Annotated in this window: 15 protein-coding genes and 2 riboswitches; of the genes, 12 read left to right on the forward strand and 3 right to left on the reverse strand. The window is 37.7% G+C overall.

Annotation, left to right across the window (positions count from 1 at the left end; translation table 11 throughout):
* The first annotated feature begins 70 nt into the window (after positions 1–70).
* The 4 genes from ACEWK1_RS22000 (at position 71) to ACEWK1_RS22015 (ending at position 4,206) form a co-directional block, all read left to right on the forward strand.
* Positions 71–580 (forward strand): DUF1850 domain-containing protein, encoded by a 510-nt coding sequence (locus tag ACEWK1_RS22000; protein ID WP_180320416.1) that lies wholly within the window; start codon positions 71–73, stop codon positions 578–580.
* The gene (locus tag ACEWK1_RS22005; RefSeq protein WP_212134832.1) at positions 573–2,534 is read left to right on the forward strand and encodes a TRAP transporter permease; all 1,962 of its coding nucleotides are present in this window, start codon (positions 573–575) and stop codon (positions 2,532–2,534) included. Before ACEWK1_RS22000 ends, ACEWK1_RS22005 begins: the two co-directional genes overlap by 8 nt.
* Before the next feature lie 150 nt (positions 2,535–2,684).
* A complete protein-coding gene (locus ACEWK1_RS22010) occupies positions 2,685–3,689 on the forward strand; it encodes a glutathione S-transferase family protein (protein ID WP_232273936.1) in 1,005 nt (334 codons plus the stop codon).
* A gap of 16 nt (positions 3,690–3,705) precedes the next feature.
* Positions 3,706–4,206: a GNAT family N-acetyltransferase gene (locus ACEWK1_RS22015; RefSeq protein ID WP_121661693.1), complete on the forward strand. Its 501-nt coding sequence runs from the start codon at positions 3,706–3,708 to the stop codon at positions 4,204–4,206.
* A 32-nt stretch (positions 4,207–4,238) separates the two neighbouring features.
* Here the strand turns inward: ACEWK1_RS22015 and ACEWK1_RS22020 are convergent, their stop codons facing one another.
* The 3 genes from ACEWK1_RS22020 to ACEWK1_RS22030 all read right to left on the reverse strand — a co-directional run bounded on the left by ACEWK1_RS22020 (position 4,239) and on the right by ACEWK1_RS22030 (position 5,953).
* Entirely contained in the window at positions 4,239–4,436 is a 198-nt protein-coding gene (locus ACEWK1_RS22020; protein ID WP_098796961.1) for an alpha/beta-type small acid-soluble spore protein, read from the reverse strand.
* Between the two features lie 100 nt (positions 4,437–4,536).
* Entirely contained in the window at positions 4,537–4,665 is a 129-nt protein-coding gene (locus ACEWK1_RS22025; RefSeq protein ID WP_257535986.1) for a hypothetical protein, read from the reverse strand.
* Between the two features lie 88 nt (positions 4,666–4,753).
* Positions 4,754–5,953, reverse strand: a complete 1,200-nt coding sequence (locus ACEWK1_RS22030) for an OFA family MFS transporter (protein WP_212134836.1) — start codon at positions 5,951–5,953, stop codon at positions 4,754–4,756.
* A gap of 376 nt (positions 5,954–6,329) precedes the next feature.
* Here ACEWK1_RS22030 and ACEWK1_RS22035 point away from each other — a divergent pair, with 376 nt between their 5' ends.
* The 8 genes from ACEWK1_RS22035 to ACEWK1_RS22070 form a co-directional block, all read left to right on the forward strand.
* A complete protein-coding gene (locus ACEWK1_RS22035; RefSeq protein WP_212134838.1) occupies positions 6,330–7,652 on the forward strand; it encodes an MFS transporter in 1,323 nt (440 codons plus the stop codon).
* A 69-nt stretch (positions 7,653–7,721) separates the two neighbouring features.
* Positions 7,722–7,868 carry a hypothetical protein gene (locus ACEWK1_RS22040; RefSeq protein WP_162987319.1) on the forward strand — a complete coding sequence of 49 codons (147 nt, stop codon included), beginning with the start codon at positions 7,722–7,724 and terminating at the stop codon, positions 7,866–7,868.
* A gap of 105 nt (positions 7,869–7,973) precedes the next feature.
* Positions 7,974–8,171: riboswitch (cobalamin riboswitch) on the forward strand.
* Positions 8,172–8,399: 228 nt separating this feature from the next.
* Positions 8,400–8,588, forward strand: a riboswitch (cobalamin riboswitch).
* Positions 8,589–8,712: 124 nt separating this feature from the next.
* The gene (locus ACEWK1_RS22045) at positions 8,713–9,096 is read left to right on the forward strand and encodes a (2Fe-2S) ferredoxin domain-containing protein (RefSeq protein ID WP_121661696.1); all 384 of its coding nucleotides are present in this window, start codon (positions 8,713–8,715) and stop codon (positions 9,094–9,096) included.
* 83 nt (positions 9,097–9,179) lie between these two features.
* Positions 9,180–10,763, forward strand: a complete 1,584-nt coding sequence (cobJ, locus tag ACEWK1_RS22050; RefSeq protein ID WP_416636661.1) for a precorrin-3B C(17)-methyltransferase — start codon at positions 9,180–9,182, stop codon at positions 10,761–10,763.
* Positions 10,764–10,783: 20 nt separating this feature from the next.
* Positions 10,784–11,698, forward strand: a complete 915-nt coding sequence (locus ACEWK1_RS22055; protein ID WP_121661698.1) for a sirohydrochlorin chelatase — start codon at positions 10,784–10,786, stop codon at positions 11,696–11,698.
* Positions 11,695–12,489: a precorrin-6A reductase gene (cobK, locus tag ACEWK1_RS22060; protein WP_212134842.1), complete on the forward strand. Its 795-nt coding sequence runs from the start codon at positions 11,695–11,697 to the stop codon at positions 12,487–12,489. Before ACEWK1_RS22055 ends, cobK begins: the two co-directional genes overlap by 4 nt.
* Positions 12,479–13,126, forward strand: a complete 648-nt coding sequence (locus ACEWK1_RS22065; protein WP_121664963.1) for a precorrin-8X methylmutase — start codon at positions 12,479–12,481, stop codon at positions 13,124–13,126. The genes cobK and ACEWK1_RS22065 overlap by 11 nt, the downstream gene beginning before the upstream one ends.
* A 3-nt stretch (positions 13,127–13,129) precedes the next feature.
* Positions 13,130–14,183, forward strand: a 1,054-nt coding sequence (locus ACEWK1_RS22070; protein ID WP_416636660.1) for a cobalt-precorrin-5B (C(1))-methyltransferase, incomplete at its 3' end; no start/stop codon positions are given.

The raw sequence follows: 14,183 nt of genomic DNA on the forward strand, positions 1-14,183 counted from the left end.
TGTCTAAGAATCGGTAGATCGTATGATGCGGTCTATCGATTTCATTTGCAATGCTTTAAAGGGTGGTTCTATGAGGCTTAAGATAACTCTAGTAATTGTACCTCTACTCTTGCTTATCACTTTGCTCGTTTTCATTCCTTTTAAACAAACTCTTGTTTTTACTTATGAAAACGAAGAAAAACTACTTGCATATCTACCTTTTGAGAAAGATCATTCCTTTCAAATAAAATATACACATTCCATTCATCTTTCAGATGTTATTGAAACCTACACACTTACTAAAAAGCAAATTATCTTAACTGAACTTTCTTACAAAGATTTTGCAATAGGCATGCCTTCTAATGCAGAAGGAGATGAGGTATTTGAAGAAAAAAATGGTACATACTACATAAAGAATATGAACCGTGCTTTCCCATTTATTGATCTTCGTCTCGGGCAGGTAAGAGCGGATCATCGAATTATTTATAAGGACCACACATATACATTATCAAATTTTATTAAACCTGGAACATGGGTGCGAATGTCATCTAAAAAAATGTCATTATGGGAACTATTGAAAGGAGTGAACATAAGTGGTTGATGAAAATAAAACGTTAAATGAAGAAGAACAACAGGCATTATTGGAAAAATATGATCCTGAAGCCGGTACACGTAAATTAACTGGTATCATTGGCTGGATTGCCTTTATTGGACTGCTATCATTCTCACTATTTCAATTATATACAGCCATTTTCGGTGTTTTTACAGCACAAATTCAGCGTACCATTCACTTAGGGTTTGCCTTATCCTTAATTTTTTTACTTTTTCCTGCTAATAGGAAAAAACGTCAAAAAGGTAAGCTTCAAATTGCATGGTATGATGGCATATTAGCTCTCCTTAGTGTTGGTATAGGAGCTTATTGGCCAATTAATTTTAATGATTTGGTTATGAGCGTTGGGCGTCTATCACAAATGGATTTTATCGTCGGTATCATCGCGATATTATTAGTGTTGGAAGCAACACGAAGAGCAGTTGGTCTTCCGATTACTATTATTGCCCTTATCTTCTTGGTGTATGGACTTTATGGGCAGTATATGCCAGGTTTCCTTGCACACAGAGGATTAACACTTGAGCGATTAGTACAAACAATGTTCTTTACTACTGAGGGGATATTAGGAACACCACTTGCCGTATCCTCAACATTTATTTTCCTATTTCTCTTGTTCGGAGCATTTTTAGTGAGAACTGGGGTAGGACAATATTTTAATGATTTGGCTGTTTCCATTGCGGGGCGCAGAACTGGTGGACCAGCTAAAGTTGCGATTTTCTCAAGTGCCCTACAAGGAACGATAAGTGGTAGCTCCGTTGCGAACGTTGTTACCTCTGGTTCGTTTACGATCCCAATGATGAAAAAGCTTGGATATAAAAAAGAGTTTGCTGGAGCTGTAGAAGCTGCTGCATCAACAGGTGGTCAGCTTATGCCTCCTATAATGGGTGCCGCTGCCTTTCTAATGGTTGAATTTATCGGCGGTATCACGTATTGGGAAATAGCAAAAGCTGCTGCAATCCCTGCCGTTCTATATTTTGCAGGAATTTGGATTATGACTCATTTTGAAGCGAAACGAATTGGTCTTCGCGGGTTAACAAAAGAAGAAATGCCGGATCGAAAAGAAGTGTTAAAAAATATTTACTTGCTACTTCCAATTATTGCGGTCATCGTATTATTAATGTCAGGAATTATTGTTACACATGCTGCATTATATGCGATTTTAGTAGCGATAATCGTAGGGTTATTTAATAAAGCAACGAGAATGGGACCAAAGCAATTTGTGCTAGCACTTGTAGACGGTGCTCGTTCTGCATTAGGTGTTGCAGCTGCAACTGCTGCAGCGGGTATTATTGTTGGAATTGTAACAAAAACAGGTTTAGGACTTAAGCTTGCAAATGGTTTGATTGATTTAGCTGGAGGATACTTAATTCCAACATTAATGCTAACCATGTTAGCTGCAATTGTTCTTGGAATGGGTTCACCAACGACAGCTAACTATGTTATTACATCTACAATTGCTGCACCTGCGATTATTTTATTAGGTGTACCTGATTTATCTGCTCATCTGTTTGTTTTCTATTTTGGAATTATTGCAGATATTACACCACCAGTTGCCTTAGCTGCATTTGCCGCAGCAGGTGTTGCAGGAGGAGAGCCTTTGAAAACAGGGGTCAACTCGGCCAAACTGGCCATTGCTGCCTTTATCATTCCATATATATTTGTTCTTTCACCAGAGTTGCTCATGATTGACACAACGTGGCTTGAATTAGTGTGGGTGCTGATTACAGCCGTATCTGGAATGCTTGCTATCGGTGCTGGTATTATCGGTTATTGGATGCGTAAACTTCATTGGATTGAGCGAATTGTCGCACTTGTTACAGGGCTTCTGCTCATCTATCCTGAAGGTATTTCTGATATTACAGGAATCATTTCATTTGCAGCTTTACTGGCTCTACAATTTATTTGGAAACGTGATAAAGGAAATACGTTAAAAATGTCTAATTAAATAAGTTTTAAGAGGCCTGATACTTCTCGTATCAGGTTTTTTGCTGAGCCCAAAAATTGACTGATTATTCAGGTAGATACTAAACTAAACATAGTACTGCAACTTTAGATGGGGAGTGATGAGGTGTCACGAAAAGATCAGAGCTGTGAACTGGATCTTGAATCTTTAGATAAATCTACAATAACTGCTGAAATCAATGAAAATGGCGCTTTTAAACGTCAATTGAATAAGTTTACTACTCCGTTTGGTAGCGAGCCAGAAGAGCTTCCAGTTGAATCAGGACGCTATCGTTTACTATGGACAGCAGCATGTCCATGGGCGCACCGCACTGTTATTGTTCGTAAACTTTTAGGCTTAGAGGATGTTATCAGCTTAGGAACTGCAAGTCCTTTTCGTCCAAAACTCAATCGTGTTGACTGGGAATTTTCATTGGATGAAAAGAGTAAGGATCCAATCCTTGATATTAGGTATATGAGTGAAATTTATCATCGAACCGATCCTGAATATACAGGAAGGCCTACAGTACCTGTTATGGTGGATTTACAAACAAAAAAAGTAGTAAATAATGATTATTTTAAGTTAACCAATTATTTTGAAACGGTATGGTCACCGTTTCATAAGGAAAATGCACCAGATTTATATCCTGAAAGCTTGCGTGAAGAAATTGATGAACTAAATGATCTTATATTTCAAGATATTAATAATGGAGTTTATAAATGTGGATTTGCGCTTTCTCAGGATGCTTATGAGCAAGCGTATGACCAGCTTTTTGCCCGGTTAGATGAGCTAGATGAGCGACTTTCTAACCAGCGTTTCTTGCATGGTGATTTTATTACAGATTCAGATGTTCGCTTTTACACAACTTTAGTTCGATTTGATGCTGCTTATTACACCGCATTTAACACAAATCGAAGTTTAATTAGAGAATTCCCGAATCTCTCTGGTTATGTTCGTGATTTATTTCAAACACCAGGTTTTGGAGATACAACTGATTTTAATGCTATTAAAAACCATTACCACCTTTCCATCACAATTTTTACAGAAAAAGAAGATGTGAAAATTTTACCAAAGGGACCAGACCTATCCTTTTGGAAATCAGAGCATAACCGGGAGTTAGTAAGTAATAGGGAAGAGAAGTTTATCATAAAAAATTAAAAATGGAGATCAAAAAATGATTATTCGAGATGCGTTTAAGGGAGAGCTACCGTTCATTAGGACACAAAGAGTTTTAGCATATAGCGAGCATGCAACATCAGTTTCATCAGAGCATTGGCAGGCACTAAAACAAGCCATCTCCTCTGAAGCAGATGTTCAAGATGGAGTAGAGTTAATTGTGGCTGAAATAGATGGGGAAATTTTAGGAAGTGTTGCGTTATTTCCACCACAATCTGATGCATATGAAGGAATCGTTGATAAGCTTGATTATTCCGAAATACGTTTACTTGCTGTTTCTACGGAAGCTAGAGGAAAAGGAGTTGCTTCAGCATTAATTAAGGAATGTATGAAACGAACAAAAGAAAAGGGCATTGATTCTATTGGACTTCATACAGCTGATTTTATGAAAAGTGCAATGAAATTATATGAAGGTTTTGGATTTGAACGAATTCCGCAGTATGATTTTGAACCTGCAAATGATGGTGTCATTGTAAAAGCTTTTAGACGTTCAGTATAAAAAAGGGACCTCATCTCTGAGGTCCCTTACCTTTAAAATTGCTGATGATTCTGAAGTTGGTTTTCTGCCATTGCAACTAAACGCTTTGTCATTTCCCCACCAACAGAACCGTTCGCACGAGCTGTCGTATCGGCTCCAAGTTGTACCCCAAATTCATTCGCAATTTCCTCTTTCATGGAATTAAGAGCATTTTCTGCACCAGGCACAACTAATTTGTTGTTTCTTGCCATTGTACAACACCCCTTTTGAATGATTAGGAACTCCCGAGCACTACAATCAGTTGCTCATGAATTATTGTACCCGCTAACTCAAAAAATATTGAGGATCTCTTTATTTAGATTGCTGGCGATTCTTTACTTTTTGCTTCATTTCTTGTGTACGGTCATCCTTTTCAGAGCCGTAATGGAAATTTGTTAATTTACCTGTATCTGGTGGTTGCATTGATTGGTTTTTATTCATCTTTACCCCTCCTTTGATTCACTAATAGTTTGTGCAAATGCATGATGTTTTGAGGTGGGAATTTGGCCCAATCCTTATTACCACAGATTTAGTTTCTTAAAGGTTCCTTACTTAGTAATTCATCTGATGAAGAATGAGAAGGTACCTTAATAAATTTAGCCATAATGATTGCCAATACGCATATAAAACCTGCCAAAATAAATGCTTGAGTAAAAGAAATGGCTTTAATGATAAAAGGTCCAGCGAAGGCAGATAGCCCGTATGCTTGATACATAAAACCATAATTTGTGCCAATGTTTTTTGTCCCATAGTAATCTGCCGTTACAGAAGGAAAGAGAGCGAGAAAACCACCAAAGCCAAAGCCAATGAAAGAAACTGCGATTAAATAAATTGGATAGTTCATGAAACCTGTGCTCATATAAAACATAATGAGTGCAGTTAATGCGTAAATGATCACAAGTGTATTTTTTCGTCCAATTCGATCTGAGATTTTTCCTAAAAGAATTCGCCCAGCAGCATTGAATAATGCAATCACCATTACGGCATTTGCAGCTTGCTCAACATTAAGTTTTACTAAATCAACCCCAATATCTACTGCGAAGCTAATAACAAGAAGCCCTGAAACACTTCCAAATAAAAACATTGTCCATAATAGATAAAACTGATACGTTTTTAACATTTGAGCTGGTGAAAAATCATTTGTTTTTTTAGAAGAAGTTATGGATGTGAGATCATCATTAGGTGGATTTTTTAATAACTGTGCACCTGTCACAACTAATACAAAATAGAGTATTCCTAAATAAAAGAAAGAAGACGATACACCAAAAGTATCAATTAAATATCCGATAACAGGCTTATAAATTAAACCACCTAAACCGAATCCGGCAACTGCAACTCCACTAATAAAGCCTCTTTTATCAGGAAACCATTTTACACATGCTGATAATGGACAAACATAAGTCATCCCGATTCCAATTCCACCTACAACACCGTAGAAAAAGTATAACTGAAATAATGTAGTCGCTTGGCTGGATAGAATTAAGCCAACTCCGAGTAAAATTCCACCTATTGTTGCTACCCATCTTGGTCCGATGCGGTCTTGAAGTCTTCCTGCGAAAATTGTTGTTAAGGCAAATACTGCAATTGTGATGGAGAAGGTAACAACAATATCTTCCTTTGCCCAACCAAACTTATCCATTAAAGGTTGATTAAATAAGCTCCAGGCATATACTGCACCTAAATTAATTTGAATAAGAATTGCTCCTAATACAACTAACCATCTGTTCAATTTATTTCCTCCTATGTTATTAACAAATAAAAAAGAGACCAACGGTGACAATAGATTATCAACGTGGTCTCTTGTGCACTCACTTATAGTGTTTACAAAAGCAACCAAATATTATGATTTTGTAGCTGTATCGAAAACAGCCTATTATTTAAATAACTTTAAAAATGATATGATTTCCATCCATCCTTATCCATGATATTGATGTTGGCTATCAAGATGTCTTTAAATTCAACTCTTCTTATTATGTCATAGTTTTTCTTAGTGTCAACGCTATTTTCTGTGAATACGCTTAATAGAGCTAACGATCTTTCGGGCTCTTTACATAACCTATTCCATCTAGGGAAAAGTAAAATGAAAAGAAATGGGGGATAATCAAATGGGAATAAAAGACATATTACAACTAGAAAAGCCGCTACTTATCCTCCTTTTTGGTGTTTTACTTTCACATTTAGGAACATATTTGGTTACACCGATGCTTCCGATTATTTTAAAAACAGATGCAGGTTTATCCATTGGCCAAATTGGAATTGTGTTAGCTAGTATTGCCATTGCTTTTCAGGTCGGGAGTGTGGCCGGAGGAGTTTTAGCTGATCGTATTGGTCGAGGATTTACGATAGGACTTGGAGCTTTGATTGCTGCTTGTGGACTTATTGGGTTTGGTTTATTCACACAGTTTTCTCTTTTGATAGTGACTGCTATTACGATGGGATTTGGTACTGGATTAAATGCTCCTTCAACAAAAGCAGCCATCGCAGCTTTTGCTTCTTCTGAGAACCAGACAACAGCTTTTTCGATAAGAGGCATAGCTGCAAATATTGGGACAGGCTCGGCTGGATTAATTGTTTTTTTCCTTTTAACAGGAGCATCTAAAATGATCTTTTGGATTGCTGGTGGAATTTATATCCTTTTAGCACTACAAAGCTGGATTTTTCTCCCAAAGGGTTGCGGTGATGTGCCATGTGAGGGAATTCCTAAGGGAGCTTACAAACAGGCATTTCAAAACAAACCCTTTATGGTATTTAGCTTTGTAACGATTTTTATATGGGCTTTATATGCACAGCTATCACTTGCATTACCACTTAGAGCAACAGTTATTTTACCGGAGCCTAAAAATGTTGCGTTGATTTGGACAATTAATAGCTTAATTGTTATCTCATTACAAGGGTTGATTACAAAGCGAATTATTAGGAAAGTAGAGCCTCTAACTGCATTAGGTTTAGGGATTCTCTTCATAACGATTGGAATTGCCTCGTTATTTTTTGCACAATCCTTTTTCCATTTGATCCTTAGTGGAGGAGTGTTTGTTATTGGTGAAATGATGATTCTTCCTACAATAGACAGCACCATCTCACAATTGTCAAAAGGAGAATTAATCGGGTTGTTTTTTGCTTTATCAAATGTTGTTTACGGTTTAGGAGAAGCTGGTGGAAAATCAGCTGGTGGAAGAATTCTTGGAGTAGGAGAAAATACTTTAACACCTGTTTTCATATACACCACCTTAGGACTTGTACTAATAGTAGTCGTTACTTTTCTTAAAAAATGGAAGCCACTTAGACAATCGTTACAACAGGCTTCTTCAAAAGAAAACAAGCCTAAGGATGCACCCAGACTTCCAAGTGAACCTGGACAACATCGAACACATCCTGTAAACAGATGGGAACCAGAAGTGTTTTTTAGAAAAAAGCCACGAACAGAATGATGATATCAGATGCATAATCAAAATATTTTAGGTGAAAATCTTATTATAAAACAAAAGGAGGTTACAAGCATGAGCGTTTATGAAAACTTTCCAGTCGCAAACTTAGATAGTGACCAATTAAACAAAATCATGAGTTTAGAAAAAGAATTAAGAAATGAAACAAACGAAAATATTGTGTTAATAGCATATGATGAAAAAGATGAAGGAATGGAATAAGTCACCATTTTTATTGTAACTTTTGTCACTTTATCCAACAATATGTTGAAATATCATTTTGCTTGCTTTAATATAATACCTATCAATTGATAACAACTTAAAATAGTATACGCTGTAAATTAAGATGCCGCTAAAGGCTTAATAGGGAATTCGGTGAAAATCCGGAACTGTCCCCGCAACTGTAAGTGTCGACGAAATAAGCAATCCACTGTATTGAAGCTTTGTTAAAAGTGATATATGGGAAGGGGCTTAAAGTAGAGTGAAACACAAGTCAGGAGACCTGTCTTAATTTATCAAGTTTCAGTTTCTTCGGGAGGTGAGAAGGTGAGACGAATGCAACCATATGAAATTTATTGGATTGCTTTCGTATTGCCTTTTCATCCGCTCAGTAAAAATCTGAGCGGATTTTTTTGTACTATCAATAAGTATAAGATCTTATTCTTGAGTAAAATCTTTTGCATTTAACTTGGAGATTGTTTTTTAAAAAGACATATTTTAAGAGACAACCTAATACGTTTAGATGAGTAAACTAAATAGAGTTTAAGATTAGGTGCACTTCAGATATATGTAGTGCTTAAAAGGGAAGTCGGTGAAAATCCGACACGGTACCCGCCACTGTTATGGGAAGCCTTATAACATAATGTCACTGAATGCAACCGGGAAGACGTTATAAAGCTATGAACCTAAGTCAGGAGACCTGCCTAACTTTTAATACTGATACCTACGGGCATATAGGTAGACGTGTAGTAGAAAATGCTAGTCATTTGCCATTTTTTAATGCACCTCTGCCTATATAGAGGTGCATTTTTATTTGAAAAAATTTTAATAGACTGGAAGTGTTAAGATGACGACTTGGAATCTTACAGAAACAAAGCACCATGTACTCATTTGTAACGGAAGCAGCTGTATGAGAAAAGGTGGAGAAGAAGCAACCCAGGCAATAAGAGAAGAAATCACAAACTTAGATTTGGATGCAAGCATTCATACAACAAGAACTCGTTGTAATGGCAGATGCAAAGATGCTTGTGTAATGGTGGTTTATCCGGAGGGAGTTTGGTATAAAGCTGCAACTCCAGAAATAGCTAAGAAGATTGTTCATGATCACTTAGTTGGTGGAAATGTGGTAGAAGACAGTGTGATCTACACATATGATAAAGACCATTTTTCTGCACCTGAAAATTCAGAATCGATTACAGGAATAGCTAAACCGCAGAAGAGTAACGTTTAATACCGTTATACATTTTGGAAGGAGGAATTTACTTGCTAGGAAAATTACTTGTGATCGGATTTGGCCCAGGAAGCTTTGAACATATGACAAAAAGGGCTCAAGATGCGATTCAAGAAAGTGACTGTATTATTGGATACAAAACATATGTTGAATTGATTCAGGACCTTTTAACAGATCAAGAGATTATTAGTACAGGAATGTCAGAGGAAGTAAGCCGTGCCCAAGCAGCTGTAAAACTTGCAGAAGATGGCAAAACAGTCGCGGTCATATCAAGTGGTGATGCCGGAGTGTATGGAATGGCCGGACTAGTTTATGAAGTTTTAATTGAAAAAGGTTGGTCAGAAGAAACAGGTGTGAGCGTTGAAGTCATTCCGGGTGTTTCGGCTATTAATTCATGTGCATCGCTTTTAGGTGCTCCGATTATGCATGATGCATGCACAATCAGCCTTAGTGACCATTTAACTCCTTGGGAATTGATTGAAAAGCGTATTGATGCAGCTGCTCAGGCTGATTTTGTTATTACTCTTTATAATCCTAAAAGTGGTCGCCGAACAAGACAAATACAAGAGGCGCAACGGATTTTATTAAGCTATCGTTCACCATTAACACCAGTTGGACTTGTAAAAAGTGCGTATCGTGACAGACAGCATATCGTTATTACAGATCTTGAGCATATGCTTGATTATGATATCGGAATGCTTACAACGGTTGTGATTGGAAATTCATCAACATTTTTATATGACAATAAAATGATTACGCCAAGAGGTTATCAACGTAAGTATACGTTAAATACAACTGAGCAGAGATTAAAGCCACATGAGCGTCTTCGACATGAAAACGAACCATGGGCATTACATAAAGGTATTAACGATATGCCACCAACTAAAAAAGCAAAAGCAACGAAAGAAAAAGATAGCTCTTTGCAACTTGCGTTAGAAGCGTTGCAAAAAGTTAAGGGTAATACAGCTTCTTCCATTAACGAAGAAAAGGCTCAAATTTCTGTAAACAACCCGATTACATCGATTTTTGAATTAGCCGTCAGCCCTGGTATTGCAAATAAAAAATTCACTCCAAAACAGATGATGACTCTTGCAGAAGTGACAGGGGACGATGGTTCAATGGAGTATACACCACATCATCAAATTCTGTTACGAATACCTACTAGTGAACCGGAAGTGATCACCGAAAAACTTAAAGATGTTGGATTTCTATTAGAACCAATTGGTGATGTTTTTCAAATCAAGGCTTGTGATTTTTGTGAAGGAGAAAAGAAAGATTCCATTCCATATGCAGAGGAGCTTCATGAAAAGTTAAGTGGGCTAGATTTACCAAAAGAATTAAAGGTAGGATTTAACGGCTGTGGTATGGCATGTTTTGGTGCTGTGAATGAAGACATTGGAATTATTTTTCGAAAAGGAAAATTTGATTTATTTTTAGGAGCTAAAACAGTCGGCAGAACAGCCCATCCAGGTCAGCCGGTTGCTGAAGGAATAGAGCCTGAAAAAATCGTCGAAGTGATTGAAAATATTGTTCATGAATACAAGGAAAAAGGACATCCAAACGAAAGATTTTTCAAGTATTTTAAACGTGTAGGTAATGTTCAAGGCTATTCATATAGGGACATGAGTCCAAAAATTGAAATTGAACCAGCTCCGTGCGGAGATTAATAAGGATAGGGGAGAATACTATGAAAGCAATTTTACTCGTTGGACATGGAAGTCGAGATCATGAAGGAAACGACCAAGTAAGACAAACAATTGAAGAGCTAAAGCCACAACTAGATTCGGAGCTTTTAGTGGAAACCTGTTTTTTAGAGTTCGAACGACCAACTATTAACCAAGGTATTCAAACATGTGTAGAAAAAGGGGCAACTAGTGTTTTTGTCATTCCACTAATGCTACTTGCAGCAGGACATTCTAAAATCCATATTCCAGCAGCGATTGATGAAGCGAAGGAAAAGTATCCTCATGTATCATTTACGTATGGAAGACCTTTTGGCATACATGAAGAAACAATGGAAATTTGTAAAAGCCGCTTAGAAGAAGTTGGCGAGAAAATCAACGAAGAAGATCCTGAAACAGCTGTTATTTTGTTAGGTCGCGGTGGCAGTGATCCTGATGCAAACAGTGATTTATATAAAATTACAAGACTTTTATGGGAAAAGCTACATTATAAATTTGTTGAGCCTGCTTTTATGGGTGTAACAGATCCGTTAATTAAAGAAGGCGTTGAACGCTGTGTGAAATTAGGCGCAAAGAGAATTGTTATTTTACCTTATTTCCTATTTACTGGTATTTTAATCAAACGTTTAGAGAACATGATTGAAGAGTTTCAACAAGAGTTTCCAGAGGTTGAATTCAAGCTTGCCGGCTATTTTGGCTTTCACTCAAGACTTAAAACAATTATAAAAGATCGAATTCAAGAAGCGTTGCAAGGTGAAGTGAAAATGAACTGTGATACATGTGTATACCGAATTGAGGCAATGGAACATATTGATCATCATCACCACCATGATCACGATCATGACCACGGGCACCACCATCATCACCATCATGACCATGATCACGAGCATCACCATGAGCCAGAGGTTCAAAAACTATGATTCTTTTTTTAGCCGGTACAAGTGATGCTAGAGCACTAGCACTAACTGTGAAAGAAGCAGGTTACAACATTCTTACAACAGTCGTCACAGAGAATGCAGGAAAAGAAATGCAAAAGGTCGGCTTAGATGTATATGTAGGAAGGCTTACGGATGAAGATTTTACAACGATGATTAAAGAACAAGGCTTTCAAGTGATTGTAGATGCTAGTCATCCGTTTGCAGAGGAGGCTAGCAAAAATGCACTTTTGGGGGCAAAAGCAGCTGGTGTTCCATATATCCGTTATGAGCGGGAGTCTCAAGACTATGAACATAAAGGGATTGTAATGGTTGAAGGCTACGAGGAGGCAGCAGAGGTTGCTGCTGAAAAAAAAGGTGTGATTATGCTAACAACTGGGAGTAAAACTCTAGAAATTTTCACTCGTAGATTACTAGATCAACCGAATACTCGTGTTATTGCTAGGATGCTTCCAAGGAAAGATAATATGGAAAAATGCGAAAAGCTTGGTTTTCCTCAAAAAGACATCGTCGCGATTCAAGGTCCGTTTTCAAAAGAATTTAATGCAGCTCTTTATAAACAGTACGGAGTAACAACGATGATCACAAAGGAAAGCGGCAAAGCAGGTTCTGTTGATGAGAAATTAGAAGCAGCTTTGGAGCTTGGTATCGAGACAATTATGATTAAAAGACCAAAGATTCAATATGGTCATGCTTACTCTGACTTTGAAGGAGTACTCAGCCATATTAACAGAATATTTGATAAAAAATTTGGAGGAATAGATGATGGATTTTAAAACAGAATTCAAACCACTTACAGTTCAGCCTCAAGAAATTGAGGGAATTAGTTTTCAAATGATCGATTCAGAGTTTGGTGATCATAACTTTACCGAAGAGCAATATAAGGTTGTCCAACGTGTTGTACATGCCTCCGCTGATTTTGAATTAGGTCATAGCATGCTTTTTCACGATAAAGCTGTTCAAGCTGGTATTGATGCAATTCGTAATGGTGAACAAGTATATGCGGATGTTCAAATGATTTTAGGCGGGGTCAGTAAGCCTAGAATTGAAAAGCATGGTGGTGGTGTACATGTTTACATTTCAGACCCAGACGTCATGGAGGAAGCAAAACGTTTAAACACAACTCGTGCGATTATTTCTGTTAGAAAAGCGATTAAACAGTTTGACGGAGGAATTTTTGCGATTGGTAATGCACCAACAGCTTTACTTGAATTGATTCGGTTAATTAAGGAAGGTGAAGCTAAACCGAGCCTAGTCATCGGTTTACCTGTTGGTTTCGTATCAGCGCCGGAATCAAAAGAAGAATTAGCAAAATTAGACGTACCATTCATTACGAATGTAGGTAGAAAAGGTGGTAGTACCGTTACGGTTGCAGCGTTAAACGCAATCTCTCTTCTTGCAGATAAGGAATAAACGATGAACGGAAAAACCAAAAAAAAAGACAAAAGTGAAATGCGCTCCGGCTATACAACAGGTGCATGTGCAACGGCGACGACCAAAGCCGCATTACTTGCATTAATTACAGGTGAGCCTCAAATGGAGAGCACGATTTATCTACCTGTTGGAAAATTTGCGACATTTGTCATGGAAAGCTGCACTGTAGAAGCAAACGTTGCTGAAGCTGGAACAATTAAAGATGCCGGAGATGATCCAGATGCTACACATGGAGCTCTGATTAGATCAACTGTTTCATGGAGTGAAACACCAGGCATCACACTTGATGGCGGAATCGGCGTTGGGCGTGTCACAAAAGAAGGTCTTCCTGTCCCAGTTGGTGAAGCAGCGATTAACCCTGTACCAAGAAAAATGATTCTTGAAACAGCAGCGGAGGTCCTTCAAAACCATAACATTACAAGAGGAATCACGATCATTATTTCTGTTCCTGATGGAGAGAAAATGGCCGAAAAAACATTAAACAAACGACTTGGTATTATTGGTGGAATTTCCATATTAGGAACAAGAGGCACTGTTATTCCATTTTCAAGCTCCGCTTATATGGCGAGTATTGTTCAAGCGGTTAGTGTTGCACGAGCAAGCGAATGTGAGCATGTAGTGATTACAACGGGTGGCCGCAGTGAGAAGTATGCGATGCAGCAATATCCGGAGCTTCCTGAAGAAGCCTTTATTGAAATGGGTGATTTTGTTGGGTTCACTCTAAAGCAATGTAAGAAACAAGGAATCAAAAAGGTTTCTCTTGTTGGAATGATGGGGAAATTTTCAAAGGTAGCTCAAGGTGTGATGATGGTCCACTCAAAAAGTGCACCAGTTGATTTTAATTTTCTCGCAAATGTTGCTGTTGCTGCTGGTGTAAAAGATGAAAAATTAATTGATGAAATAAAGCAAGCCAATACCGCATCACAAGTTGGAGATTTGATGGCAGCGAATGGTGTCGATGATTTTTTCACCATACTTTGTGAAAATTGCTGTCTTTCAGGTTTAAAAGAAATTGGCGGCGGAATCTCAATAGAAA

Source organism: Metabacillus sp. YM-086 (assembly GCF_048059995.1).
GTDB classification, from domain to species: Bacteria; Bacillota; Bacilli; order Bacillales; family Bacillaceae; genus Metabacillus; species Metabacillus litoralis_B.

What these genes read in the sequence shown, in the direction of transcription:
- ACEWK1_RS22000 (WP_180320416.1), top strand. Translation starts at nt 71, where the DNA reads ATGAGGCTTAAGATAACTCTAGTAATTGTACCTCTACTCTTGCTTATC.
- ACEWK1_RS22015 (WP_121661693.1), top strand. Translation starts at nt 3,706, where the DNA reads ATGATTATTCGAGATGCGTTTAAGGGAGAGCTACCGTTCATTAGGACA.
- ACEWK1_RS22020 (WP_098796961.1), bottom strand. Translation starts at nt 4,436, where the DNA reads ATGGCAAGAAACAACAAATTAGTTGTGCCTGGTGCAGAAAATGCTCTT.
- ACEWK1_RS22025 (WP_257535986.1), bottom strand. Translation starts at nt 4,665, where the DNA reads ATGAATAAAAACCAATCAATGCAACCACCAGATACAGGTAAATTAACA.
- ACEWK1_RS22035 (WP_212134838.1), top strand. Translation starts at nt 6,330, where the DNA reads ATGGGAATAAAAGACATATTACAACTAGAAAAGCCGCTACTTATCCTC.
- ACEWK1_RS22040 (WP_162987319.1), top strand. Translation starts at nt 7,722, where the DNA reads ATGAGCGTTTATGAAAACTTTCCAGTCGCAAACTTAGATAGTGACCAA.
- ACEWK1_RS22045 (WP_121661696.1), top strand. Translation starts at nt 8,713, where the DNA reads ATGACGACTTGGAATCTTACAGAAACAAAGCACCATGTACTCATTTGT.
- cobJ (WP_416636661.1), top strand. Translation starts at nt 9,180, where the DNA reads ATGACAAAAAGGGCTCAAGATGCGATTCAAGAAAGTGACTGTATTATT.
- ACEWK1_RS22055 (WP_121661698.1), top strand. Translation starts at nt 10,784, where the DNA reads ATGAAAGCAATTTTACTCGTTGGACATGGAAGTCGAGATCATGAAGGA.
- cobK (WP_212134842.1), top strand. Translation starts at nt 11,695, where the DNA reads ATGATTCTTTTTTTAGCCGGTACAAGTGATGCTAGAGCACTAGCACTA.
- ACEWK1_RS22065 (WP_121664963.1), top strand. Translation starts at nt 12,479, where the DNA reads ATGGATTTTAAAACAGAATTCAAACCACTTACAGTTCAGCCTCAAGAA.